Origin of the sequence: Rhizosphaericola mali, assembly GCF_004337365.2 — a bacterium.
Taxonomy (GTDB): domain Bacteria; phylum Bacteroidota; class Bacteroidia; order Chitinophagales; family Chitinophagaceae; genus Rhizosphaericola; species Rhizosphaericola mali.
Map to the genome: position 1 here is coordinate 3,195,846 of NZ_CP044016.1, position 26,301 is coordinate 3,222,146.

A 26,301-nucleotide genomic window follows, 5' to 3' on the forward strand; every position below is an offset into this window, starting at 1 on the left:
TTTTCGATGGCAAACAGAACAATAGAAATGTACAAGATTAGACAATTGATACGCCTATCACTTGAAGGCAGGGGAAGTAAATATATAAGTGCCGCCGTAGGTATATCTCGCAATACGGTTAAGAAGTATCTAACATTACTGCGTGGTAGTGGCTATGATGCCACACAATTATCCGCGATGAGCGATGAACAGTTGCTGTCCCTATTGGGTGTAGCTCAGCGACCACAGTGGAGTCCCAGCCAGCGCAGCAAGGCGCTCGAGCCCTTATTGGCAGACTATGTCCGTCAACTACGCAAAAACAGAGGCGTAACCAAATGGATGTTGTATGAGCAGTACAGACAACTTCATCCAAATGGTTATAAATCTTCTCGTTTTATGGATTATCTCAATTTATACATGGGTAAGATCCGTCCATCACTTCGGGTGGTACATAAGGCGGGCGATAAAATGTATATTGATTTTACGGGTAAAAAGCTCTATCTCACAGACCCTGATACAGGAGCCATTACTGCGGTAGAGGTATTTGTGGCGATATTGGGCTGTAGCCAATTGACCTATGTAAAGGCGGTGGCTAGCCAGAAGAAAGAAGATTTTATAGATGCCTGTGAGTCGGCACTCCATTATTTTGGTGGCGTACCCCAAGCGGTTGTCCCAGACAATCTAAAGTCTGCCGTCAGTAAACCGGGGCGTTATGAGTCCAAGGTCAATGAAAGCTTTGCTGCGTTTGCTGCCCATTATGGAACGCATGTATTCCCCACCAGAGTGTACCGTCCCAAAGACAAAGCTTTGGTGGAAGGAGCCGTAAAACTGGTTTACACTTCCATATTTACCCAAATAGACAAAAGCGTATATCACAGCTTGAACGACCTCAATGAAGCTATTGCTCTTCATTTGGAAAGGCATAATAATCATCCGATGACTGCTGGATTACCCAGTCGCAGGGAGCAATTTGAGACTTTGGAAAAAGATACTTTACAACCCTTAAACGCATACCGATACGATCCTTTGGATAGCCGTATTACCACCGTAGGTAAAAATGGATACGTGGCACTGGACTATCATTATTACAGCGTTCCCTATAAATACATCGGTAAAAAAATAAAGCTCCTCTATAGTAGTACCCGCGTAGAACTCTTTATAGGAAGTGAACTTATCTGTCAGCATGCACGCAGTTACCAAAAAGAAAAATACGTACAAGACCCTGCCCACTTGGCCAGTTGGCAATCGGGGGCAGCTTCCATGTGGGATCCTACCGCTTTTTTACAGCAAGCCGAGGAAATCTCCGAAGAAGTGAATTTCTATCTGGAAAAAGTATTGGCGCGGCCGGAATACCCCGACAAGAACCTACGTGCTTGCCAAGGGATATTGAATATCGGCAGAAAAGTAGGAGCTTCCAGACTGGTTAATGCTTGTAAAAGAGCTCATGAATACGGCATCTATAACTATGGTATTATAGAAAAAATACTGAAGTCCAAGGCGGACTTTATGGACGAAGATACACCACAGAACCTACCAGACTCGTCCATGCCAGATCACGACAATATACGCGGTGGAAAGTATTATCAATAGCCGTTTACAAAAGTAAAATCCATCATCGCTAATAAAAGATAAAACAACAGATATGAACACAAACAAAGAATGCCTAGACAAAATGAGCAGCATGCACCTCAGTGGCATGGCCAGTGCTTTTAAATCCTATATCGAACAGGATGGCTCCAGTGGTCCAGGTTATACGCAGGATGAGTTGATCCATTTTCTCATACAATCGGAATGGGAGGATCGCAGATACCGGGCACAACAACGATCCATACGTAATGCAGGCTTTCGCTATAGTGCCCAACCAGAACAACTGGACTATCAAGGAGATCGTGGCTTGGATCGTAATCTCGTACAAAGACTATTAGAAGGTAGTTTTATCGATCAGGCGAGCGATGTTTTTATTACCGGTAGTACTGGTACGGGAAAAAGCTTTCTTGCTTCCGCCATTGGATATCAAGCTTGTATACTGGGATACAAAGTCTATTACGCCACTACTTCCAAATTAATGGCACAACTAAAAGTTGCCAAAGCCGAAGGTTCCCATTTAAAGGAACTTGCCAGAATAGAAAAGGCGCAGCTTTTCATTTTAGATGATTTTGGTGTGCAACCACTGGACGGAGCAGCAAGGAATCTCCTGTTGGACATCATTGAGGATCGACATGGTAAAAGATCTACAATGATAACCTCTCAATTACCTGTGGCAAAATGGCACGATATCATTGGCGAGAAAACGGTAGCGGATGCAATTTTGGATAGAATCGTACACCAAGCGATACGTATCGAACTATATGGTGAATCCTTGAGAAAGAAAAAGAGAATACAGCCGTAATGGTGCTGATTTAGATTTAGTAACTTTGCACTACAAATACAACATGTTCTTTGGATAATTTTTGGGCCATATTGCGATACTAAAAATACGCTTCTTCGAAAGCGTTTTTTAGGGGGTCAATTTAATTTTGGTATTAGGGGGTCAATTTCATCGGTTTTTACACCTTACCAGTTTTACCACAATGGAATCATTATGGCTGTCTATACCAGACAATAGTATTTCCGATCCATCTATCGTTTGATAATGTAAAACCATACGCCCTCGTTTCACCTTTCGCTGCTTTTCTGCAAATTCATTATCCCTTCTTGCCGAATAAGCAATTTTCTGTATAGACAACCGTTCGTCCTTTATATATTTTAACGAGGAATCGGGAATCCAGTTCTCTTTCTTTTTTTCCGTATGCCGAGCTTCTCTGTTTTCCCCATAATTCAGGTTGTTCAGTGAAGCTTTGTTAGTTTCGCCACCCCTCTTTATTTTACCTACTACACCTGCTATGTTTTTATCTTCCAGGTACAAAATATGATTTACCGTATCGGCCTCATAATGATAGACGTTTTTGCCCCCTGCGGCGCCCGTAACTTCAAATGTCCGGTCAATATCCCTCATCGGGCTTCCTCCCCCATTGGAAAGATCTATCACGTGGGGCTTATTAGTCGTAAAACTCAATGATGACCAGTTTTCAAAAGTTACATTTTGCCAAAGGGCAGTATCCAAAGGCGAATATGGAAGTGCCTTTCCGTTGATGGTAAATTCTTCGACACGATAGTTCCCCCTCAGTGCTTGTTCACCCGCAACAGCAGGTTGCTTGTAGGGATCATACCAGAAATTAATGAGCTGCACGTAAAACAAAAGAACAAGGAATACAGTTATAGTCACCGTTTTCAGCCCAAAGCGAGTCCACCTAAGCCGCTTAGCAAATACAGGTACATACCAATGTGGGACTACAACTTCCTGCCTTATCAACACTATGTAAATATCCTTTACATAGTAAAGCAAGAGAAATGCCGAAAACACAACGAAATAAGAAGCGTACACATGTACTCCACCGTCATAAGCAAAATTAACATAGGTAATATCACCTAATGCACTCGACAGTAAAAGCGCGCCAAGAAATATAGTCTTCCTAAAAAACAGAAATGCACCAGCGACACATTCTACCACCCCTGCAAACACTTGGTACCAAGGAACAATACCAATGGATAGCCAATATATTTTTTGGGCAGTAAAGTCGCCAAAATTAGTATTGAGCAAGCCCAATGAAGGATAAGGCATCTGAACCGGCAGTAATTTGGTAAATCCAAATCCTATGATACCAATACCGGCACGGAAACGTACGATTACCCGCAACCAGTAATATAGTCTCTCATACGATTGGGTCTTTCGGTCAATCAGACTCCAGACCAACGCGCCCACAAGCGCAACTAACAATAAGAGTAACCAATCACCATAACCAAGCAGAAAAAAGGATGAATTTCTTCCTAAAAAAACAGGAGAAAACCGGGCGATATCGTATATGTCCCTGTAATGCAGACGCAGCCAGTTGATGGAAAACAGGTCGGCATACCACCTCCCCGAAAGGGGAATACTGAACAGAATGAAAAAAATAAACGCGGTGCGGAACAGAAATTTTTCCGATAAGCTCCAGATACGATCCTGAGAGAGACCATCAGTCTCCTTTACCCATTCAGAACCGTTGTCATTTATATTTACCATGTTTACAATAATTTTTTAATGAACAAAAGGAGATTCTCCATTATATATTGATATTTTTTTTCCTGCCAATTTCCAATAGGTATTTTTTGTCTATTTTATCTAGTTGAATATCAGCAGAATCCTTGGTAAGCGTATTGAATCCTTTCAGGATAAGACCGTTGCCGGGTAACTTCCGAAATTGGAATTGCCAGATATCATTTATATAATGGGAGTTTTTATTCTTCAATAAAAGAACTCCTCTTGTAGAATCAAACGTATAATAATAGTAATTCCTTCCAATGGTACCTGAATTTTCATAAACACGGTCATAATCATTTTTGAATATTGTCTCCTCTGAGAGTTCTATCGGATTTAGTTTCTTGTTGACCTTCACACTAACTGTGTTCCAGTCTTCAAATACGACATTCCCCCATCTTGACGTATCCGTTTCTGAATAAGGGATAATGGAATCGTTTAGTTTGAACGAGGAAACATTATAAAATCCTTTGATTCCGCGCAATCCAGCACTTGCCGGAAACTGATAGGATCTTTCAGCATTAAAAGACGACGCATCAATGCCCAGAAGCAAAATGAAGACCAGAAAGAAAGCTATCTTACCGATGAGCAATATTGCCTTCCATTTTCTGGAGACAACAACTGGCACATACGTATCAGGTATTGCCGCGGTTCCCATTGTTGTGACATTTAACAGCCTTATAAAATCGTGGTAAAATAGGTAAAGTGCAATCAATAGCAAAAAAAGACTATATCCGCCTTCTCCTCCATTATAGGCAAGATTGGAAAAAAATACATTGCCCAGGAAAATGGCAATAAACAGAGACACAATACCCGCCGTTTTCCTATAAGCAGCCAGCCATATACCCAGCAGAATCTGTACTGCACCCAAGAACGATTCGTATCCCGGTACAATGCCCAAACTCAGGGAAAATATTTTCCAATCAGAAAAATACCCATACGGTGTATTGAGATTGCTGAGCGAAGGGAAAGGAGCCTGCACCGAAAAGAATTGGAGAAAACCATAACCAACGATCCCAAGAGCCAATCGATAACGCAATAGGCCTCTGAGCACATATTCCAACTTTTGCACCTTTGCCTCATCGACTTTAAATAATTTCCAAACAACCACTCCTAATACTGCTACAAAACCCCAAAAGATAAGGTCGAACCATCCCGGAAGACTCCAAGCACCTGTTCCTGAAAAGAAATGCGGTACGTAGCGCGTTATATAAAATAAGGACGGAAAGGAAAATAAAGGCCATTTTTCAGTACTGAAAAAACTGAAAAAATGAGTATCAATTGGCAGAAACTGTAATATAAAAAAAATAAAAGCCCACCGGAAAAGGATTCTATCCCATTTGGATAAAATTGTATTTGCCGTTTTTTGAACATTTGCAATCTGCATATTTTAAGTTTTTGAAATGAGCAATTTAATATCCAGCATTGGGAGTGAGATTGGGATCTACGGTCAGTTCATTAATGGGAATCGGCATCAGCAATCGGTTATTGTCGGTAATACCAAGTACTGTCTGTGCCCGATTTGTACGCACCAGATCAAACCACCTGTGCGCTTCCAAGGCAAATTCTATCCTATTTTCGTTTTCTATGGCAAGCAATGCATCGGCCTTTGTAGAAGTGGTGTAATCTGTCAGTCCGGCGCGATTTCGTACTATATTCAGATCGGACAATGCTCCGGCAAGATTTCCTTGCTGAGCCCTTGCCTCCGCACGTATGAGGTACAGCTCAGCAATACGAATTACATATGCAGGATCTGTAGCTGGACTTCTATAATACAAATTTCCATACCAAAGTCCCTGTGTAGTTTGGGCAACTAACGAACTCCTATTTCCGCCAACTGAAGGGTCGTTTACTAATAAAAGAAAAGCATCACTAGGAGCTATTTGTCTTGTACCTCCATTAGCAGGTGGTTGCCATTGGTTACGTTGACTATTGGTATAATTAGCACTATAAGCGAGTTCGAATATCGATTCTGCAGTAGCAGTCACATCATTAGCCCACCATGCGTTATATGGAGCAAGTAAACTATAATTATTATCCGTAATCAGCTTTGTAGCATATGTTTCAGCATCGGGCCAATCTTGTTGGTATAAGTAGTATCGAGACTTTAGAGCCCATGCTGTCTTTTTTGTAGCTCGAACTCTATTTGTTACTAATGGCAGTAGTACTTCTGCGGAATCCAAATCATTTAATACTTGAACATAGGTTTCTTCTAAAGTTGATCTTTTAATTCCACTATTACCACTAAGGGAAACAGTAGGATTCAATTTTAATTGTACCCCTCCCCAAGTACGAGCTAGATCAAAATATGAAAGAGCCCTTACAAAAAATGCTTCACCTTTAATTTGGTTCCTTTCTGAATCACTTAAATTAACATCAATTACATTAGGTAATTTGGCAATAACGTTATTTGCTCGGTTTATAGTTGCATAAATTGCTGTCCAAACAGACTCTATCGTTCCGTTGTCAGAATGAACATTATGACTGATAAACTGTTGGACAATAGATTGAGATCCCGTCCATTGAACATTATCGCCATTTAAATATCCTAGTGAAGGAAATGAATTGCCATAATAACTATCAGCCGAAAGAGCACGATAAACACCTCTAATAGCCGTCCTTGCAGACGCTGCATCCACAATGGTTTGATCATCAGAGACATCGTCTTTGGGGTTTATTTCTAGGAATTTATTGCATGAAGAAAAAGAATTCGCAGCGAATCCAAGTAATATTGAAAAAAACATATACTTTTTTTTCATTATATTATTAATTAATATGAAGAAATAATTATGGATTAATTGTAATACCGAGTTGCACTGTACGGGGTTGAGGAGGGGTTCCAAGGTCTAATCCTTGTATATTCTGGTTGCCAGTTACGTTAACTTCCGGATCAGGTCCTGTATATTTGGTAATCAAGAACAAATTAGAACCTGTAAAGTAGAAACGAATTTTATTTAAACCTATTTTATTTACAATAGACGAAGGAATTGTATATCCTAAGGTTAACGTTTGCAACCTAGCAAACGATCCATTTTCAAGGAACCTACTATTTTGTTCGAGGGTATAATTGTTACCATAAGCAGTCAGGCGTGGTACATCAGTAATGTCACCAACTTTTTGCCAACGTTTTAATTGACTTGCAAAAAGCACTCTATTCGCATCCCGCGTACCACCACCCTCTCCAAAGAATCTATTTAAATTAAAGATTTTATTTCCATACTGAAAGTTGACTAAAAAATTAAAATCAAATCTCTTATAAGTTAGTGTATTGGATAATCCACCAAAGAAAGTAGGCATAGCATTCCCTAATATTTGTCGGTCAGCTACAGTAATAGTTCCATCATTATTAACATCCTGAAATTCGGAATTTCCTGTTTGCGGATCTACTCGGAGTTGTTTGTACAACCAAAAGGAATACATAGGACTACCTTGCTGCATTCTTATCCAATCACGATTGTAAGCGGTGATGGGAGTCTCAAGCGTTATTATTCGATTTTTATTTCCTGCAAAATTCAGTATAGTATTCCACGAGAAATCTTTTGTCTGTATGTTAGTTGAATTAATACTGAATTCATAACCTTTATTACTTATTTTTCCAGAATTTGAAGTATAAGTACTAAAACCAGTCGACGCAGCTACAGGTTGGGCTAATAAAAGATTCGTAGTTATTTTGGAATACAGATTGAACTCAATAGTCAATCGATTATGAAGAAAACCCATGTTCATACCTATATTTGTCTGGGCAGTCCGCTCCCATTTCAAATCAGGATTGGCAACTTGTTGAGGTGCCGTTCCTGCCTTATCTCCGCTAGTTGAATTATCGGGATAGCCTGCACCCCCAGACCATAATCCAAGGGCAGCATAGTTATCAATTCCATTTTGATTTCCTGCAATTCCATAACTGAATCGCAATTTTAGATCACTAAGGAAATCTACATTTTTAAGAAAATCTTCTTGCTTAAGGCGCCATGAAGCCCCTACAGAGGGAAAATATCCCCAACGATTATTTGCACCAAATTTTGAAGAGCCATCCGCCCTTAAGCTAACTTCCAGAAAATATTTAGAAAGATAATTATAACCAATGCGAGAAAAATAAGAGGCAAGATTTCCTTTCGTCCAACTCTGTCCACCTGTAACAGTAGATGCGGAAGATATTTGAGTATAAGAATTATTTGGAAAGCCCGTTCCTTGGGCACTAGTATTTTGTGTAATATTACTAATTAAAGAATTTCCAATTAAAAAGTCAAATGTACTAAGTTTGCTTTGTAGTTTATATGAAAGAGTCTGTTCATTTATCCAAGATGAATTCTGGGTAATCGAAGATGTAGCTAGACCATTGGTAGGAGAAGCTCCCAGCTGCGTTTTATCATTCCAATATTCAGATTCATTATAGCTATTATAATCTATACTCCAACTAGTTCTAAATCTCAAATTTTTAAATAATTCAGCATCAGCATATACATTACCTACGTATCGGAGACTAGTAGTATGAACATTGTAGTTATTCAATAATACTTCTAGATTATCGAAGCCTGCCCAGCGTGCAGGTGTTCCATCTGTGTTTACTTCAGGGAGATACGTAGGTGTATGTAATGCTGATTGAAGTAACCCTCCTTGTGGACCATCCCCAGCACGGGCCTGGTTTCGATATGACCTCGACAATATATTACTTGTTCCAATTGTTACTCGATTACTTACTTTCTGGTCTATATTAACTTTGAATGAACCACGATTAAAGGAAACTGGTTTAATATCTGCTTCTTGTGATAGGTAATTAGCACCAATATAATATCTAGTTTTGTCATTTCCTCCCTGAATAGATAGATCGTAATTTGATAATTGACCCGTACGGAATAATTCCCCAAGTCGATTATACGTTTTTTGCAAATCTGGTGCTCCTCTATTTGTACTGGCTCCAGGATTCAATACAGAACCAGAAAAAGGAAGATTTTTATATTTAGTAATTCCTGCAGCATTGTTGGAGGCCAAGGCATCGGCATATGAATTTACATAAAATTCATTAATCAATTCAGCATGTTGTTCACCTGTTGTCAAATCCCACAATTTGGGAGCCCAAGCTAGTCCATGTGATATATCTGCTGTAACTAATGGACGTGCATTAAAATGCCCATGCTTTGTCGTAATAATAATTACTCCATTTGCTCCTCTTGATCCATAAATTGCAGTTGCTGACGCGTCTTTTAAGACCTCAACACTTTCAATATCAGCAGAACTGATATCAGCCAAAGGAGAGGTTGCTCGTCCTCCTGTATTTACAGTTTGCAAACTAGTATTATTTAAAAAAACGCCATCTATAATGTACAATGGATCATTTCCTGCATTTATAGACGTAGTACCTCTAACCCTCACAAAAACAGCATCTCCAGGAACTCCAGTATTAGAATTAATCTGTAAACCCGCAGCCATTCCTTGAAGTTGAGCATCAATACTAGCCACAGGCAAATTTCTATTTTGTTCAGGATCTATAGTCGAAATCGCACCGACTAAACTACTTCGCTTTTGGGTTCCATATCCTACCACAACTACATCTGATAATACTTGATTAATCGCAACCAATTCAATATTTATAGTTGATTGGTTTATAGTCAGTTCTAACGATTTATATCCTATGTAATTAACTTGTAAAATATAAGGAAATTTTTGTCCAGTTCGAAGGATAAATTTTCCTTCTTCATTAGTAATAGATTGATTAGTTGTACCTTTTATATTCACAGATACTCCATCTAGAGGAATATGGCTCCTTGAGTCCGTTATTTTACCCTCAAGTACAGAATTAATTGTAGGAAGAGGAATTTGTTCAAAGGCCTTGTAAGGAATTAAAAACAGTAGAAATAGAGCATAGATTTTCCCTATCCAACAATAATATTTGTTTAGATTCATGTTAAAATTATTATAATGCATCGCAGATGAAATCCTTCTTATGTTTTTTTATTGTGACATAAGTTGTTGCATAACGTTATAAATAAAAAGTGATGATTGATTGATTGTTAGTTTTATTAGTTACTACAACTATGCATCAACTGCAATTGTTTCTTATATATAAGTAGAGAAAATTTAAGATTATTACAACACAAAATAATCTCACGAAATGAATCAACCGATTTTTTTCCATAATTTTGGATGATTAAGTTTATTAAATATGTTTTAAGCGGCTTATTTATTACTTAATTACCTTGTGGAAGCGTTGGAGCGCTTCCACTTTTTTTTGTAATCTAGAAGCAGGAGTAATAGTCTACCTTTTTGATAGACAAATGTAGTATAATTTTTTAATCTAAACATATTTTTTATATCTTATAATTACAAATTAATATTGTTGCTATTCTTAACCTGTATGAGCAAAAATAATGCATAGTCAGTATTCCTAATATATAATACATTTAGAATCTTAAAAACAAAAATATTATTTCACTATTTAGCTGAATAACTCGTCGAAAAACCTGTAAAATTCCATAATAAATTATTTAGAAAGTATTTCATATCTTAAGTGAAGATTAGCCCAACCACAAAGTAGCATAAGTATGTGATAAAAGAAGTTTAAGATAGATTATAATATTAAAGTACATTTAGTAAGCTAATTAAGATAAAGAAATGCATTATTTTAGTAACCGAACAATTCATTAGTATTTTAACTTAGACAATAAAAACGTATTACATAAATCTATAAGCTGAAATTTAAAAATTCATATTACTTAGATAAACAATATTTCAATTAGAAAATTTTCTTAATTGAGAGAACATGAACTATGAAAATAAAAAATTAGAACCAAACTCAAATACTGTCATTCTAAATATATTTTCTTTGTAATAACTTCAGAAAAATACTATTATTATTGTATCCCCCCAACGAAGTACATATTGTCAAATAGCAATTGAAGCCTTATAGTTCTGCGGATAAAGGGATTTGAGGTCCTTCTGTTTTATGGTCATGATATTTTCGAGCGTGTATTTCAACCATTGGTAAGGATTGACGTCATGCTTTTTGCAGATAGCAAAGAAAGAATAAATCATGGCTGCACGTTGTGCGGCTTCATGACTACCAGCAAACAAATAGTTTTTACGACCTAAAGCCACCGGTCGTATCGCATTTTCCACCAAGTTGTTGTCTATTTGTAGATGACCATCGTATAGATAAGCAGACAATGCATCCCATCTACCATACGCGTAGGCGAGCGCTTTACCGATTTGGCTTTTAGGTAATACCATTTTGATTTGTAGTGTGATCCATTTGCCCAGCATATTAATGACTGGAAGTGCTTTTTCTAATCGCAATAATTTGGCTTGCGCATGATCCAAACTATTTTCTTTTATTGTCCTTTCTATGGCATACAACTGCTGTATCCAATTCAAAGCTTGTCCTGCCCTGGATTTGTCATTATCCAATGCACGCTCAAACTCCCTGCGTGCGTGTGCCCAGCAAGCTACATGTGTAATCGCATTACTACGCGCATATTTTTCATACACTGCATAGCCATCGGTTTGTAAATAGCCTTTAAAGTTTTGTAAGATAGGTAAGGGCGCACTACTGCCACGAGTAGGGCTATAGTCAAATAGCACTGTACCCTCCAGCGGCGCATGGTATACCCAATAATATCCCTGGTGGGTAGCGCCTTTTTTCTCGCTATCCATTACTTTTATCGGCGTCTCATCCACTTGCAAATAACCTTTTGATTTGGTATCGAAAACCAGTTGATCGTACAGCGGTTCTAGTTTTAAGAGCGTTTCTTTTGTCCAACTATCCATGGTAGATGCCGCTATTTGTATATTTTCTCTTGCAAAACGTTGTTTTTGGCGATATAGTGGCAAATGATCCATGTATTTATCCGTAATAATAGTGGCTAACAAACTAGCACCTGGAATACCTTTATCTATTACTCTTTCAGGTAAAGTTCCAATAATTACACCTTCACCATTGTTAGGGGCATATTTAAAACGGATATATCGTTTGATGAAAAAACGGGCAGGTACGCATTCTAATTCTTCTGTTATTTCTTTACCAATGCATACCATGTCGGTTAAGTCGCCTGCTGGATGTATTTCTATTTCTTCTACGGGTAAATGTTCGGGTAATTTGGCACGGCCTATATGGGTAGCGGCTTTTCTGGTGTACGCTATTTTTTGTTCCACTACTTTTTCTTGCTTTTCAACTTCTTCCACAGGGGCTTCGAAGGGGAGCGCCATTTGGTTGCTTTCTGCTTCAAAACGTTCTCGTTTCTGTCCAAACTGCATGCGCTTAAGCATCGCTACTTGTTGTCTTAGATATTCGTTTTCTTGCTTATAGTGCGTGAGCTCCTTTAGGTATTTTTCTTCCTTTTTTTCGTGAGTCGAAATGGCTTCATTACAACTATAAACGAGCTGTAGGAGTTCCTGTTTAGTAAGGTTTTCGGGTACCATTTCCATGGTATAAATTTACAGAAAACCAGTGGTTTATACAAGAAAAAAGAGGATTGTTTTAGGCTAAACTATACCTTTTTTTATGCGTACTTTTTAGCACGTTTATTCCTTCAATCATGAGTACTAAATCACTATAGGAGAATGGTTGATGACGCTGTTTTGGCCTTGAAAATGTGCCTTGTTCCAACCTTTTATAGTAGAGTACGTAACCTCCATATTCCCAATGCAAAAGCTTTATATGAGTGCGACTTTTATTGAGAAAAATAAACACTTCTCCACTGGTAGGAACTTTATTCATTTGATGATGGATCAAGCCGCATAGTCCGTCAAAACTTTTGCGCATGTCACAGGGTGCATCGTAGAGATAAAATGGATGCGTAGAACTCAATGAAAGCATATTAATACAAATGAATGAGCTGAGAAATTAAGGTCATATCGCGTGCAACTACAATGCGTACACCATTGGGATAGTGCACTTCTACACTTGACACACTAGATACTGTTGGTGTAATCTTGATAAACTTTGTATTGGTTCTGTGGTCAGGATGATATTTTTTGCGCCAATAATCAAAGGTTGATTCTGAGATATTGTTTTCTTGGCAAAACTGCGGTTTGGTTGCTCGCTACCCATGCCGACACTAGCTTTTGCATACGCTCACGCTTGATACTGATTTTATTCATGTATGCAAAGCTAGAATGACTTTATCGGTGACGCAATATGTAGTTCGTCGGGTGCTTACTTATTATTTATGTAGTAATTTTGTTAAAGTTTTACGTAAATCAAATATATATAGAATATAATAACTTTTACTAACATAATACTTTTATGATTCTATATAAGACATTGATAAGCTAAAATAAATAGCCAATTCCAGAATTATTATTTCTGAATTATAAAGAAGTTTTTAGGCCAATTTGATGTTTAAATCCATAATATCTGTAATCTTTTCATAACCCCCTATAAAATTTTAAATACACAATTTTTTTATATCTTCACTTATAAAATCAAAATAGTGAAGATTAATTTATATAGTGTATTAATAGGTGTATAAAAAAATGTTTGTCTATTATAATATATTGATTTAAAATAAATTACAGGTAAGATGCGGTAATCCTGCCGCCCCGACAACTTAAAAAAGGATAAATCAACGAAAATTGATTTATCCTTTTTTCTTTCTAAGAAGTTTCCGAAGATACAAGTTATTGATTTTCAATAATCAATATTCTCTAATCTTTTTCTTTACCAGAAAAGAACAAACCATTTCATGCTTAGAAACAGGAAAAAATTAACCGATTTTACCGTATTTCTCTTTATTTCTATATCAAATTAATTCAATTGAATGCAAAGATTCTATGAACTAATCGTTGAACTACAAATCGTTCATAAATTAATTCATAGAATACGCTCAATAAAATGACATTATTTGTATCAATAGATAAGAATATTGAAGCCACGACTCAAGCAGCTAAGCTATGTCCCATTGTTGCTAAAAGATAAAACATATCAAACAATCGAAAAACGAAATATTCAAAATCCAAAATAATTCTATTTTTCAAAGCTTAAATTATAAAAAAGCCCCACTTTATAATTTCTTCCCGCTTGGTATGGCATAAGATAATTAGTCCTATTCGTAATATTATCCACAGAAAACTGAACACGCAGGTTTTTATTTTTCAGCAATACTCTTTGAATACTCGCATTGAAAAACCAATAACCAGGCACATAAATATCGTAAGGATCGATAAATCCATTATTATCCAAATCCATAAACCCAAATTTTCCACGATAATTTGCACGAATGGAACCTGCCCAAGGAATATTTTTATTATCGTAAAACAATTGCAATTGCAACATATTACGACTACGATTAGGTAGATTAAAATAATCTTTAGTGGTAGCTTTTCTTATTGGATTACTTCTGACTGTTAATTTTCCGGCTTTGATTGAATCTAAAACAGACAGATCTTGTGAATACAGTAGTTGATAGTTAGCCGCTAAATGCAAACCTTTCAGTGGTTGAACGGAACCATATAATTCCAAACCTTTATTGACGACTTTTGCTAAATTGACGTAACTAAATATCTGAGAACCATTTGTCTTAATGCCAATTTGCTCGGTAAAAATCATATTTTCAATATGATTGTAAAATACATTGGCTTCCAAACTCCAAATGCCCCCTTGTTCCCATTTTGCATCCAAATTAAAACTATGAGAAGTTTCTGCTTTTAGGTTTTTTATAGTGGACGCAACCGCCCAGATACTGCTTATCTGTCCTGCGGAATCTAATGCAGCTAAAGCAGAAGATACAACATTGGCTCCAACTACAGTATAGCCTTGTGACAAATTAGTAAAGACTTGATTCATCTGTACGTAAGTGGGTGATTTGAATCCCATTCCAAAGGATGGTCGAATGTATAAATGCTGTATTGGATTCCAGTTGAGCCCAGCAGTGGGTGTTACTTTTCCTCCATAAATAGAATTATGCGAACCTCTCGCTCCTACTGTTGCATTTATAGTTGAACTAAATACATACTTCAATTGTCCATATACAAATGAGTTGACTTGATGTCCACTTTGTGCATTTTCATAACCTTGTAATTGTTGGAACTCAGCACCCAAACCAGAAATCAAATCCCATTTTTTATCATTGGAGTTGACATGATATTGTCCTTCAAGATGATTGTCCCATTCTCCAAAACGAAAATTTTGTAAGGAACTATTTCTATTTTGTAAAGAAACTTGCTCTGAAGAATAGTAATGCGTAAGATAATATCGTACTAGAAATTGAGAATTATTATTGATAGTATGATTCCATGAGGTAAGTAGATTTAAGTCATTATCATTCAACTTATCCAAAGTCACGTAATTATCTCCATAGTTTCTAGTCATTAAACTATTTCGAAATGCATATCTCCCACTCACATTGATATTATCGTGATCATTTAATTCAAATCTAGCTCTACCTTGAATTGTATTGCTAGTATATGGCGGCGAAGTTTGCCCGCCTTCGAGATATTGTGGACTAGCATTGAATCCATTTGTTTGATAATAATCTTCTTTTATTTGATAGAAACTATTTCTTTTTCCAAAAGGATTCGTATAACCGACATTGATATTTTTAGTATCAAAACTGCCATAACTCACACCGGCATTTATAGCTCGTTTCGCAGCATTTTGATTGGTAATAATATTAATTACACCACCCATAGCATCTGCTCCATATAAGGCAGAGGTTGCACCTTTGATAATTTCGATATGATCAATATCTTGTACTGAAAATCTTGATAGATCCAAATTACCATCCATACGACCAGCAATCGGCATACCATCCATTAGTATTTTTACATAGTCCGAGCCAAAACCTTGCATCTGCACACCAACAGCACGGTTACCAGCGCCCAAGTCATTGACAACAGTTACGCCTAATTGCTCTTTCAAGACTTCATCCAACCTTTGAGAACCCAATAACTCGATCTGTCTTTTGCTCACCCATCTTTTGGCATTGGTAATCTGATCAAAAGTTATAAGATCATCATTTTTTTTCTGATCGATTGGCTTGACGGATTGTACTACAACTTCTTGCAGCCCATTTTTATAACGTAATTCTATGTTTCTAGTCAAATTAGCAATTACATTTAAAGAATCCACTACAGAAACATAACCATTTCCTACAACGATAAATACATAATTGCCCGCAGGGATATTTTCAAATGAATAATTATTGGAATGAACAGATAATTTAGTAGACCAATTAAGATCCTTATTTTTCAATTGCAACTCAATCGTATCCTTATTTGATTTAAACCCCGAAGCATTACCTTGAACTACAAATTGTGCTTTTGCATTACTTAAAAAGAAGCTGATAATAAATATTATACACGCCTTACATCCATTCAAATCATTCATCATATTTCCAAAAAAGCAAAACTAATTGGCTGAATTTACCATATACGGTATAAACCTTCGAATAATTACCAAATTCGATAAGAATTGTCAGCTATATGTAATAATTTCGTTTATAGGTCGTCTGTAACGGTAATTGTCAGCTGTAAAAAATGGCAAATAATTATAGTTAGTTAAATTAGAAGAGATTGATTTTGAGGATAAAAAAAGTGAAGTATAATGATCAATAATATAGGAACTGCCAATTGCAAATTTGACATTTTACAATTGGCAAATTTAGAGGCAATAAGAGAATCGAATCGAAATTATGGCGAATTGAATGGAGATAAAAAAGGAATAAGCAAAGAAATATTTACACCTGATGGCATTTATTTTGGCTATCACAATGTCATTTCAACTAAAGATGAGGAAATCAATTTGTATAATGAATCGCCATATATACAATTGAGCTTTAATATTTTAGGTTCAAAAAAATATGTTGTTCCTGCCTCACAAAAATCTGCGTTAGATCTTAAATCTTTACAATACAATTATTTGCATCTACCGGCAGGTCCGATGAAAATCGGTTGGATCGGCAATCAAAAATTGGAATCCTTTGAACTTGGAATTACGGAGAATTTTTTCAACCATATCTTGCCGCAAGATCATCCCATGTACCAGCGCATGGCAATAGAGAATGATCGAATGACTAATTTTGCTTTAGGGGAAAATAATTTACCGCTACAATCTGAGTGCACGACGATTCTTTTTCAGATGTTGAATTGTCCGATGGAAGGACATTTGAGAAGATTGTATATTCAGGCAAAAACGGTAGAATTAATCTCTCTACAATTAAAACAATTCGAAGAAGTATTTTCCTACGAACAAAAAAATGCTAGAAAAGGATTGTCCAAAGAGGAAATAGAAAGAATGTATTTGGTAAAAGAAATCATTGAAAAAAATCACAATCACCCATGCAGATTAATTGATTTAGCACATAGTGTGGGCACCAATGACACTTATTTGAAAAAGCATTTTAAGATGGTATTTGGAACAACCGTATTTTCCTATTTGCTCAATTTCAAAATGGAAAGAGCCATGGAAATGCTCAAGCAAGATTACTCGATTACCGATGTGGCGTATGCAACGGGGTATAACCAAATATCTCATTTTTCCAGAGCATTCAAAAGACAATTTGGATTTCCACCCAATAAAGTGCGATAATCTACAAAAAATGGGAAACGAATTCGTTTCCCATTTTTTTATTTCTTTATCCAAAAAATCAGCAAAGCCCAACTTACCAATTTTAAGAAAATAAGTAATAGAAGCCACTTACCATAACGGCGACGCAGCTTGGCAATATATGCCGACTCTGTCAATATTCTGAATATTCTGGTCATTACTCCGCAATAATTTTATATACTTTAAACTCACTTTTCATCGGTGCAGGCTTACCTTCTTGTTTGGCCTGTTCCAACATGGCAAATCCACGCTTGTGTCCTTCTAAAAATTCAGGAGATTTTGTCCAAGTATCAAATGATTCTTTATTATCCCAATGACTAAGTATAAGATAAGGCTCTCCTTGTTTGGATGGTTTCAGTACTTCCATATCTACAAATCCAGGCATAGTATCAATAGCACCTTTGCGAGTCGCAAATAAATTTTCGAATGTTGGTTCAAATTCAGGAAGGCAACTTATATAATTAATCGCTGCAAATTTCTTCGTCATAATAATGATTTTGTTTTTACAAAAATAGAATTGCCATAATAATGTCATTTTTTCTAAACGGAATAATATTTACCCATTCGGGTATTTTACGCCAAAAAAGGAAAAATACCCGAATAGGTAAATCCATAACCAATTTTAACCACAGAGGTAATTGACTAATACGAGTTTTGCATTTAAATAACGTTTTATAATGTCGATCAAAAAAATTGGGTTATTCGGAATTTTATTTTCACTGAATTTCTTTATGTATAGTTGTAGTAAAGATAGTGCTACACCTACCTCAGACTCAGACACAACCGCAGGAACAGGGATTTATGTTTATGACTTAGTTGGAGACACTGCTGCATCGGTTGGAATCGAATCAGGAAAAACTGAAAGAGCATTTTATCCATTATTATTTAATTTCTCAACTGGTAATTCACATATTCTTAAAACCGCGGAAGATTCCTCTAAATATTTATCTAGTGATACTGCTTGGGATATTGCCTTCACTGCACAATATAACTCTACTGTACAACCGAATAATGGTAGTTACGCAACCAGTCCAGCAAATGGCAATAGTGGCACATTTATTATTATGACAGAAAATACTCCATTTGACCAGATCACAACGGCCCCTACAGATGCAGAAATGACATCTGATGCGATGACAAGCGTTGGCTGGGACCAAGGTGATGGTCAAGGTTGGTTTTACTATAGTTTAGATAATCATATTTGCGTAGCAGTTACCAATAGGACATTTATATTTAAAACATCACAGGGATTATATGGAAAAGTGGAATTTATAAGTATTTATAAAAATCACCCAGCCGTAGTCACCGATCTGTATTGGCCCTCTCCTTATTTAACATTCCGATACTATATCCAAAAAGACGGAAGTAAAAATTTGAGAACTACAACTTCGTCTTAATTACACAAACTATAATTTTTTAAATTTTCAATCAAATTCTAAATGAAAAAGCAATTTAGCCGTTTATTCTTATTATGTTTCATCCCTGCGGCAATATACTCTTGTAGCAAAAGCGACTCAACAAACCCTAGTGATAATGGTAACGATGGATTGTCCATTGGAGATACGGTTTCTTTAAGCAATGCGTACACAAAAGGATACTTGACATTAATCGCTAATAAAACATTTTATGTAGGTAATTTTACTCAAGGAACTGGCGTAAGTACTACAGACACATCTCTATCATTTGCAACTAAAAATAGTACATTCTATTATAGTTTAACCGAAAATCAAGGAGATACCACCAACTATGATATAAAATTTACAAGTTCCTATGCATTATCAGTCGATACATCTAAATATAAATTAACGTTTATCAATAAAACGTTCGATAATGTTACGGATTCCACAGGCGGAACCAACATTCTTACTGGTTTAGCGGGTATGAATAATACGTACCCATCTACAGATTCTGTACCTACGGCAGCAGGATGGTACATATATAACGCAACTACTCATATCGTAGGTGCATATATGACTAGAACTTATATTATTACAAATAAGTCAACTGGTAATTATTACAAATTCCATATAGTAAGTATGTATTCTGGAGCGCAACCAAATGCAACAACAGCTGCATTAAACTTTCCTTACTACCATTTCGAGTATATGAAAATGAATTAATTAAATCCATTTAAGATAAAAATGAAATACAGAAATAATAGAATTAAAATTAATGTGATATTAATTCTGTAAAGCAAAAATGAATTTTCTAATAATACTCTATAAACTAAAAATTTATAGGGTATTATTTTTTTGCAAAATATCCAAGATCAATTTTCTTTTATCAAAACAGTACGCTTGATTTTCTTAATTACTTGTTTTAAGTAACGCTCTTTTATTTAATCCATCGCTTCAAAAAAGAGCCAAAATTGTTATATGTTTAATGAAATTAGGCCTTACGTGTTTCAAACAGGAATTTTCATTTTCCCCTACGTTTTTAATAAATAATTTGATTGAGTACCTAATAAGAATATATATCATCCTAAGCTTCAAATATTCCGTATTTTGGCGTGATACTTCCATGATTTAGATACGATAAGGAATGAGTTTTTCATAACAGGAGCAAACAAAGGAATTGACTTTGAAACTGCAAGACAATTATAACACTTAGGATATTATGTGTATTTAGGTGGCAGAGATGTAGAAAATGGTAAAAAAGCAATTGATTCACTTAACTATAAAATCCATTTTCAAGCAATATTGTAAGGGAGACAAAACATTCAGCTTAAGTGTGTATTGTTTCAGATTGTTATGATGTAAACTTTTCTTATGAGATAAAAACACCTTTCGACTAAGTATTTTAAAAAAATTAAATGGAGATATAAATATAAAAATTAGTGAATTACACTTATTCCAAGTGAATTTATTCAATACAAATGAATCCTTATTTCTGATCGGTAACTGTATTCAATCTACTGTGCTTTTTGCCATAAAGGAAGTATACAAATAATCCAATAATTAACCAGATGATAAATATTTTCCAATTAGAAACACCTAATTCCGTCATTAAATACAGATTAATTAAGATTCCAATGATTGGCAATAAGGAGAAGTTTTTGATAAATGCAACGATCGATAGAACTAGCCAAGTAATCCAGAAAATCATCGTCAACAATTTGTGTTCTATCAATTGATCGAATGGCAATGCTTTCCACTCAGCAAGGATCGGTTGTCCAAATTTACATATACAGATAACTGCGGCAATAAGACCGATACCTACAAGATATTTTCCATTTACATATGGTACTTTGAACTTTGAGTATTGGGACATTCCTGTTTGATCCAGATATAGAACACCTCCACAAACTAGAATAAATGCGAAAAATGTACCTACACTAGTAAGATCTACAAAGAAATCCATTTTGAAGAAAAACGCTGGTACTGCGACAACAATACCTGCAACTATTGTAGCAAAGGATGGTGTATGATATTTCGGATGGATCTGAGAGAATTTTTTCCACAAAAGACCATCCCGACTCATCGTCATCCAGATACGTGGTTGACCTATTTGAAATACTAATAATGCACTTGTTATGGCGATTACCGAACTTACGGAAATAACGCCCGCCATATAATTCAATCCATTTTGAGAAAATACAAATGCTAGAGGATCACTGACATTCAACTCTTTATAATTAACCATACCTGTCAATACCAGCGTGATTAACACGTATAAAACAGTGCAAATTAATAGACAATAAATCATTGCTTTGGGTAAATCTCGCTGTGGATTTTTACATTCTTCTGCAGTAGTGGAGATCGAATCAAAACCAATAAAAGCAAAAAATACCGCGGCGACACCACTTAAAATACCTTTCACTCCATTTGGTGCAAATGGAGACCAGTTTTCCGGTTTGATATAAAATGCACCACCTACGATTACAAATGCAATTACTGCCAATTTTAGCATTACCATGATGTTACTAGCAATACGAGATTCCTTAATACCGATATAACATAATGCAGTCACCAATACCGTAATTAAACCCGCGGGAAGATTAAAGATAACATGCAAACTACCAATAGTAGGTGCATCTTGATAAGCTTGTGCTAATACTTTTTCAAAAGAAGAAATATGTTCACCCGCTGCGCTGTTTACTTTTTGAAATGCTTCTAATGCTGTAGAATAATCAATGGTGAGCCATCGAGGTATATGTACACCAAAGCCTTCCATCATACTGACAAAATATTGCGACCACGATATGGCGACAACCATATTCGAAACCGCATATTCTAGTATCAAGGCCCAGCCAATAATCCAAGCAATCAATTCGCCAAAGGCAACGTAAGCATAGGTATAAGCACTTCCTGAAACAGGTACAGTACTTGCAAATTGAGCATAAGACAATGCAGTAAATACACAAGCAATCGCCGTTGCTACAAATAGTAAAGACACTGCTGGCCCACCATTATAACTAGCTAAGCCAATCGTGCTAAATATCCCAGCACCGACAATGGCTGCTATACCTAATGAAACCAAATCTCTTACGCCCAATACTTTATTCAATGACGCTTCATTAGAAGAATCCGATAATATTTGATTTACTGTCTTTTTTCTAAAAAGTGAATTAGCCATGTATTCTCTCAGATGCGTTTAAGTCAATTAAATTCACCTAAATATATTAATTAAAAATCTATTTTCAAATGCTTAGACCTCTCTATTCAATAATTTATCAGTAAGATCAATCAATGGAGCTTTTCTCTCTTCTGCAACTTCTGCTTCACCTAATGATTTCAATGCAGCATCAGCGTATTTTTTTCTAAGATCTAAAGCCCATTGTTTGACACCGACTTGTTCAAATATTTCCAATACGCGTTCCACTTTGTCTATCGGATTTTCATCCATTAATCGTAGCAATTCTTTTCGCTGCGTTGCATTGCTATTTTCCATAGCATATAGCATCAGAAAGGTTTTTTTATTACGGCGAATATCACCTCCTATAACTTTTCCAAATTTCTTCTCGTCACCAAATGCATCTAAAAAGTCATCTTGTACCTGAAAACCGATTCCAAGATTTTTTCCATATTCATATATCTTATCACAATTTTCTTTAGAAGCACCACCTAAAAATGCTCCCATAGATAAACTCGCAGCCAACAATACGGAAGTTTTTAAGGTAATCATTTCTATATATTGTTCTAAGCTTACATGATCCATTTTCTCAAAATCCATGTCTAACTGTTGCCCTTCGCATACTTCTATAGCCGTTTTATTAAAAAGGCTTAAAGTCTGTGGTAATAATTTAGAATCGATTTTATTCAAATAATCATAAGCAATAATTAACATAACATCACCGCTCAATATGCCAGAAGCTTCTCCATATTTTTTATGTACTGTTTCACGACCACGCCTTAGGTCACTCCTATCCATGATATCGTCATGCATCAAGGTAAAATTATGAAAAAGTTCTACGGCTGAGGCCACATTCCAAGCATCTGGATGTATATCACCAAACAATTCATTACCCATCAAGCAACATACGGGACGTATACGTTTACCACCTGCACCTAAAAAATAGGCACAAGGCTCGTATAACCCTTTAGGCTCCCGATCAAAATTGGGTATATGAAAATAATTGCAAAATTGCTCAGATAATTCAGAAAAAGAATGCATAGTTAATTTTTAAGCTACGCTTTTTAAATACGTAATTAATTATTAAGGGCGTAAAAGTAAGTTATGTAATTTTAATAATTACATATTTGAATGTTTTCCTATTAGAAATAAAAAAGGCTGACCAATTACGGACCAGCCTTTAGTTAATTTTTTTTTACCAAACTTAACCTAAATAAGCTTTCAATGCGCTGCTGTATCTAGCTTTTTGAAGACGTTTGATGGCTCTTTCTTTAATCTGGCGAATACGTTCTTTAGTAAGATCATATTTCTGTCCGATTTGTTCAATTGTTATTCCATTTTCTCCGTCTAAGCCAAAATATGCATTTACAATTTCTGCTTCCCTAGGACTCAAAGATTTTAATACACGACGAATTTCTTCTCTCAATGAATCTTTCATCACATCATCATCGGTATCATCACTACCTTCTAACAAATCTCCCATTGCAACGTCTTCGGCTTCATGCACAGGTGCATCTAGCGAAGTGTGACGCGTATTACTTTGGAAAATGTTGTTGATTTCGTTTTCACTCATTTCCAACAAACTAGCCAACTCTTCAGTGCTTGGTTCACGTTCGTGCTCTTGTTCAAATGCCATATAGGCTTTATTGGCTTTATTGTAAGTACCAATCTTATTTTGTGGCAGACGTACCAAACGACCTTGCTCGGCCAAAGCTTGTAAAATGGATTGACGAATCCACCATACAGCGTAAGAAATGAATTTAAAACCTTTTGTTTCATCAAAACGTTGAGCTGCTTTAATCAATCCAAGATTACCTTCATTAATCAAATCACTCAATGACAACCCTTGATGCTGATATTGTTTTGCAACAGATACCACGAATCTTAAGTTGGCTTGCACCAACTTATCTAAAGCCCTTTGGTCATCCATCTTGATTCTTTGGGCGAGTGTGGTTTCTTCTTCTGGAGTGATCATTGGGATCTTAGAAATCTCTTGAAGATATTTTTCCACAGCCTGAGAATCACGATTAGTGATCTGGGTGGCAATTTTAAGCTGCCTCATATATTACACCTTGATTTTAAATTCTGCTACCTAAAACGATTATTCCTTCTTGTATTATTCAGAACGTATTAATCTCAAAAAAGTTTCGTTAAATAATATTTTTCTTTTATTATAATCAAAAATTCTTAGAGCGTGCAAAGTTACGAAATTTTCATATAATGTAGTATTAATATTTAAAAAATGAAATTAATAAAAAATTAATTTGTTCACTTATCTAATTTTTATAGCATTTTTTTTCATTTTCAGAACCTATATTTGCAACGGTTAAGAAACAACTCAACTGTAAATTGAGGTTATAATTTCTTATCGCCTTATTTTACAAAAAGCATTTTTTTAATAAAACATTCGAAATGTTACCAAAAATTAATCCGACAACCACACAAGCGTGGCTATTGTTGCGCAAACACTTTGAGGATGAGATGCGCCATGCTAAAGTGAAAGAGCTTTTTGCTCAAGACGGAGACAGATTTCAAAAATTTTCTTTGAAATTTGACGACATCCTTTTTGATTATTCTAAAAATATTATCAATCAAAAAACACTTCACCTGCTTTTGCAATTAGCAGAAGATTGTAATCTTAAAGATGCAATCGCCGCTATGTTTGATGGTGAAAAAATTAACGAAACAGAAGATCGTTCTGTTTTGCACACTGCTTTACGTAATTTCTCAGGCAATCCTATCTACAGCGACGGAAAAGATGTAATGCAAGAAGTACATCGCGTACAAGCACAAATGAAAGCTTTCTGTGAAAAGGTCCATTCAGGAGATTGGAAAGGTTACACTGGAAAGAAAATCAAATATATTGTCAACATCGGTATCGGTGGTAGCGATTTAGGTCCAGTAATGGTTACGGAAGCATTGAAACCTTATTGGAGTCATGGCATTCACCCATATTTCGTAAGTAATGTCGATGGTACACATATCGCAGAGACTTTCCCATTGATCAATCCTGAAGAAACCATCTTCTTGATTGCTTCTAAAACTTTCACTACGCAAGAAACCATGACTAACGCGCATACAGCTCGTGAATGGTTCTTACAAACAGCGAAAGATGAAAAACATATTGCAAAACATTTCGTTGCGTTAAGCACAAATGAAAAAGAAGTTTCCAAATTTGGAATCGATACAGCAAATATGTTTGAATTCTGGGATTGGGTTGGCGGTCGTTACTCATTGTGGAGTGCAATTGGCTTATCTATCGCATTGACTATTGGTTATGATAATTTTGAAGCGTTATTAAAAGGTGCTTACAAAACAGATGAATATTTCAAATCCACACCATTTGACAAAAATATTTCTGTAATCATGGCATTGGTGGGACTTTGGTATACTAATTTCTTCAAATCTCAGACAGAAGTTATCCTTCCTTATGATCAATATTTGCACCGCTTCTCTGCTTATTTCCAACAAGGAAATATGGAAAGCAACGGTAAGCATGTAGACAGAAAAGGTGGCGAAGTTTCTTATAGCACAGGTCCTGTAATCTGGGGCGAACCAGGAACGAATGGTCAGCACGCATTCTACCAATTGATCCACCAAGGTACGGTTATCATCCCTGCTGACTTTATCGCTCCGGCAATCAGCCACAATCCTTTGGGTGATCATCACAACAAATTGTTGAGCAATTTCTTTGCACAAACGGAAGCGTTGATGAATGGTAAAACAGAAGCGGTTGTAAAAGAAGAATTGAAAGAACAAGGTAAATCTGATGAAGACATCAAAAAAATTGCTCCTTTCAAAGTATTCGAAGGAAATAAACCAACCAACTCTATTTTGTTGAAAAAAATCACACCAGAAAGTTTGGGTGAATTGATCGCATTGTACGAACACAAAATTTTCGTTCAAGGTATTATTTGGAATATTTTCAGCTTTGACCAATGGGGTGTTGAATTGGGCAAACAATTAGCTGGTAAAATCCTTCCAGAATTAGCAGATGACGCAGCAATTACGACGCATGACTCCTCTACTAATGGATTGATCAACGCATATAAAGAATTAAGAAAATAATTATTCTTATTCTTATTAAAATAAAGCC

The 26,301-nt window shown here is 35.9% G+C and carries 18 protein-coding genes; 6 read left to right on the forward strand and 12 right to left on the reverse strand.

Annotated features, from left to right (window positions below):
- Positions 1 to 6: 6 nt before the first annotated feature.
- Both istA and istB read left to right on the forward strand, forming a co-directional pair.
- On the forward strand, positions 7 to 1,569 hold the full coding sequence (gene istA / locus E0W69_RS13785) for an IS21 family transposase (RefSeq protein WP_131329686.1): 1,563 nt from the start codon (positions 7 to 9) through the stop codon (positions 1,567 to 1,569).
- A 52-nt stretch (positions 1,570 to 1,621) separates the two neighbouring features.
- Positions 1,622 to 2,368, forward strand: a complete 747-nt coding sequence (gene istB / locus E0W69_RS13790) for an IS21-like element helper ATPase IstB (RefSeq protein WP_131328747.1) — start codon at positions 1,622 to 1,624, stop codon at positions 2,366 to 2,368.
- Between the two features lie 147 nt (positions 2,369 to 2,515).
- On the opposite strand, the gene E0W69_RS13795 is transcribed toward istB, so the two are convergent.
- The 8 genes from E0W69_RS13795 to E0W69_RS13825 form a co-directional block, all read right to left on the reverse strand.
- Entirely contained in the window at positions 2,516 to 4,081 is a 1,566-nt protein-coding gene (locus tag E0W69_RS13795; RefSeq protein ID WP_131330622.1) for a hypothetical protein, read from the reverse strand.
- Positions 4,082 to 4,121: 40 nt separating this feature from the next.
- Positions 4,122 to 5,483 (reverse strand): DoxX family protein, encoded by a 1,362-nt coding sequence (locus tag E0W69_RS13800; RefSeq protein WP_131330623.1) that lies wholly within the window; start codon positions 5,481 to 5,483, stop codon positions 4,122 to 4,124.
- A gap of 25 nt (positions 5,484 to 5,508) precedes the next feature.
- Positions 5,509 to 6,840 (reverse strand): RagB/SusD family nutrient uptake outer membrane protein, encoded by a 1,332-nt coding sequence (locus tag E0W69_RS13805; RefSeq protein ID WP_225321263.1) that lies wholly within the window; start codon positions 6,838 to 6,840, stop codon positions 5,509 to 5,511.
- A 43-nt stretch (positions 6,841 to 6,883) separates the two neighbouring features.
- The gene (locus E0W69_RS13810) at positions 6,884 to 9,997 is read right to left on the reverse strand and encodes a SusC/RagA family TonB-linked outer membrane protein (protein ID WP_131330625.1); all 3,114 of its coding nucleotides are present in this window, start codon (positions 9,995 to 9,997) and stop codon (positions 6,884 to 6,886) included.
- Positions 9,998 to 10,975: 978 nt separating this feature from the next.
- Entirely contained in the window at positions 10,976 to 12,514 is a 1,539-nt protein-coding gene (gene tnpC / locus E0W69_RS13815) for an IS66 family transposase (RefSeq protein ID WP_131330626.1), read from the reverse strand.
- Between the two features lie 52 nt (positions 12,515 to 12,566).
- Entirely contained in the window at positions 12,567 to 12,905 is a 339-nt protein-coding gene (gene tnpB / locus E0W69_RS13820; RefSeq protein WP_131330627.1) for an IS66 family insertion sequence element accessory protein TnpB, read from the reverse strand.
- 1 nt (position 12,906) lies between these two features.
- A complete protein-coding gene (tnpA, locus tag E0W69_RS20860) occupies positions 12,907 to 13,095 on the reverse strand; it encodes an IS66 family insertion sequence element accessory protein TnpA (RefSeq protein WP_407690707.1) in 189 nt (62 codons plus the stop codon).
- 959 nt (positions 13,096 to 14,054) lie between these two features.
- On the reverse strand, positions 14,055 to 16,418 hold the full coding sequence (locus E0W69_RS13825) for a TonB-dependent receptor (RefSeq protein WP_131330628.1): 2,364 nt from the start codon (positions 16,416 to 16,418) through the stop codon (positions 14,055 to 14,057).
- Between the two features lie 213 nt (positions 16,419 to 16,631).
- Between E0W69_RS13825 and E0W69_RS13830 the strand changes: the two genes are divergently transcribed.
- Complete coding sequence (locus tag E0W69_RS13830) at positions 16,632 to 17,615, forward strand: helix-turn-helix domain-containing protein (protein WP_131330629.1); 984 nt, start codon at positions 16,632 to 16,634, stop codon at positions 17,613 to 17,615.
- 175 nt (positions 17,616 to 17,790) lie between these two features.
- Here the strand turns inward: E0W69_RS13830 and E0W69_RS13835 are convergent, their stop codons facing one another.
- Positions 17,791 to 18,120, reverse strand: a complete 330-nt coding sequence (locus E0W69_RS13835) for an antibiotic biosynthesis monooxygenase family protein (protein ID WP_191967848.1) — start codon at positions 18,118 to 18,120, stop codon at positions 17,791 to 17,793.
- Positions 18,121 to 18,310: 190 nt separating this feature from the next.
- Between E0W69_RS13835 and E0W69_RS13840 the strand changes: the two genes are divergently transcribed.
- Positions 18,311 to 19,030, forward strand: coding sequence for an HmuY family protein (locus E0W69_RS13840; RefSeq protein WP_131330631.1), 720 nt, complete (start codon positions 18,311 to 18,313; stop codon positions 19,028 to 19,030).
- Between the two features lie 42 nt (positions 19,031 to 19,072).
- Complete coding sequence (locus E0W69_RS13845; RefSeq protein ID WP_131330632.1) at positions 19,073 to 19,753, forward strand: hypothetical protein; 681 nt, start codon at positions 19,073 to 19,075, stop codon at positions 19,751 to 19,753.
- A 763-nt stretch (positions 19,754 to 20,516) separates the two neighbouring features.
- Here the strand turns inward: E0W69_RS13845 and E0W69_RS13855 are convergent.
- From E0W69_RS13855 to E0W69_RS13865, 3 genes are all read right to left on the reverse strand, one after another.
- A complete protein-coding gene (locus E0W69_RS13855; protein WP_131330633.1) occupies positions 20,517 to 22,208 on the reverse strand; it encodes an amino acid permease in 1,692 nt (563 codons plus the stop codon).
- A gap of 72 nt (positions 22,209 to 22,280) precedes the next feature.
- On the reverse strand, positions 22,281 to 23,246 hold the full coding sequence (locus tag E0W69_RS13860; protein WP_131330634.1) for a polyprenyl synthetase family protein: 966 nt from the start codon (positions 23,244 to 23,246) through the stop codon (positions 22,281 to 22,283).
- A 163-nt stretch (positions 23,247 to 23,409) separates the two neighbouring features.
- Positions 23,410 to 24,267, reverse strand: coding sequence for a sigma-70 family RNA polymerase sigma factor (locus tag E0W69_RS13865; RefSeq protein WP_131330635.1), 858 nt, complete (start codon positions 24,265 to 24,267; stop codon positions 23,410 to 23,412).
- 350 nt (positions 24,268 to 24,617) lie between these two features.
- On the opposite strand from E0W69_RS13865, the gene pgi reads away from it, so the two are divergent.
- Positions 24,618 to 26,273, forward strand: coding sequence for a glucose-6-phosphate isomerase (gene pgi / locus E0W69_RS13870; RefSeq protein ID WP_131330636.1), 1,656 nt, complete (start codon positions 24,618 to 24,620; stop codon positions 26,271 to 26,273).
- Positions 26,274 to 26,301: the final 28 nt, after the last annotated feature.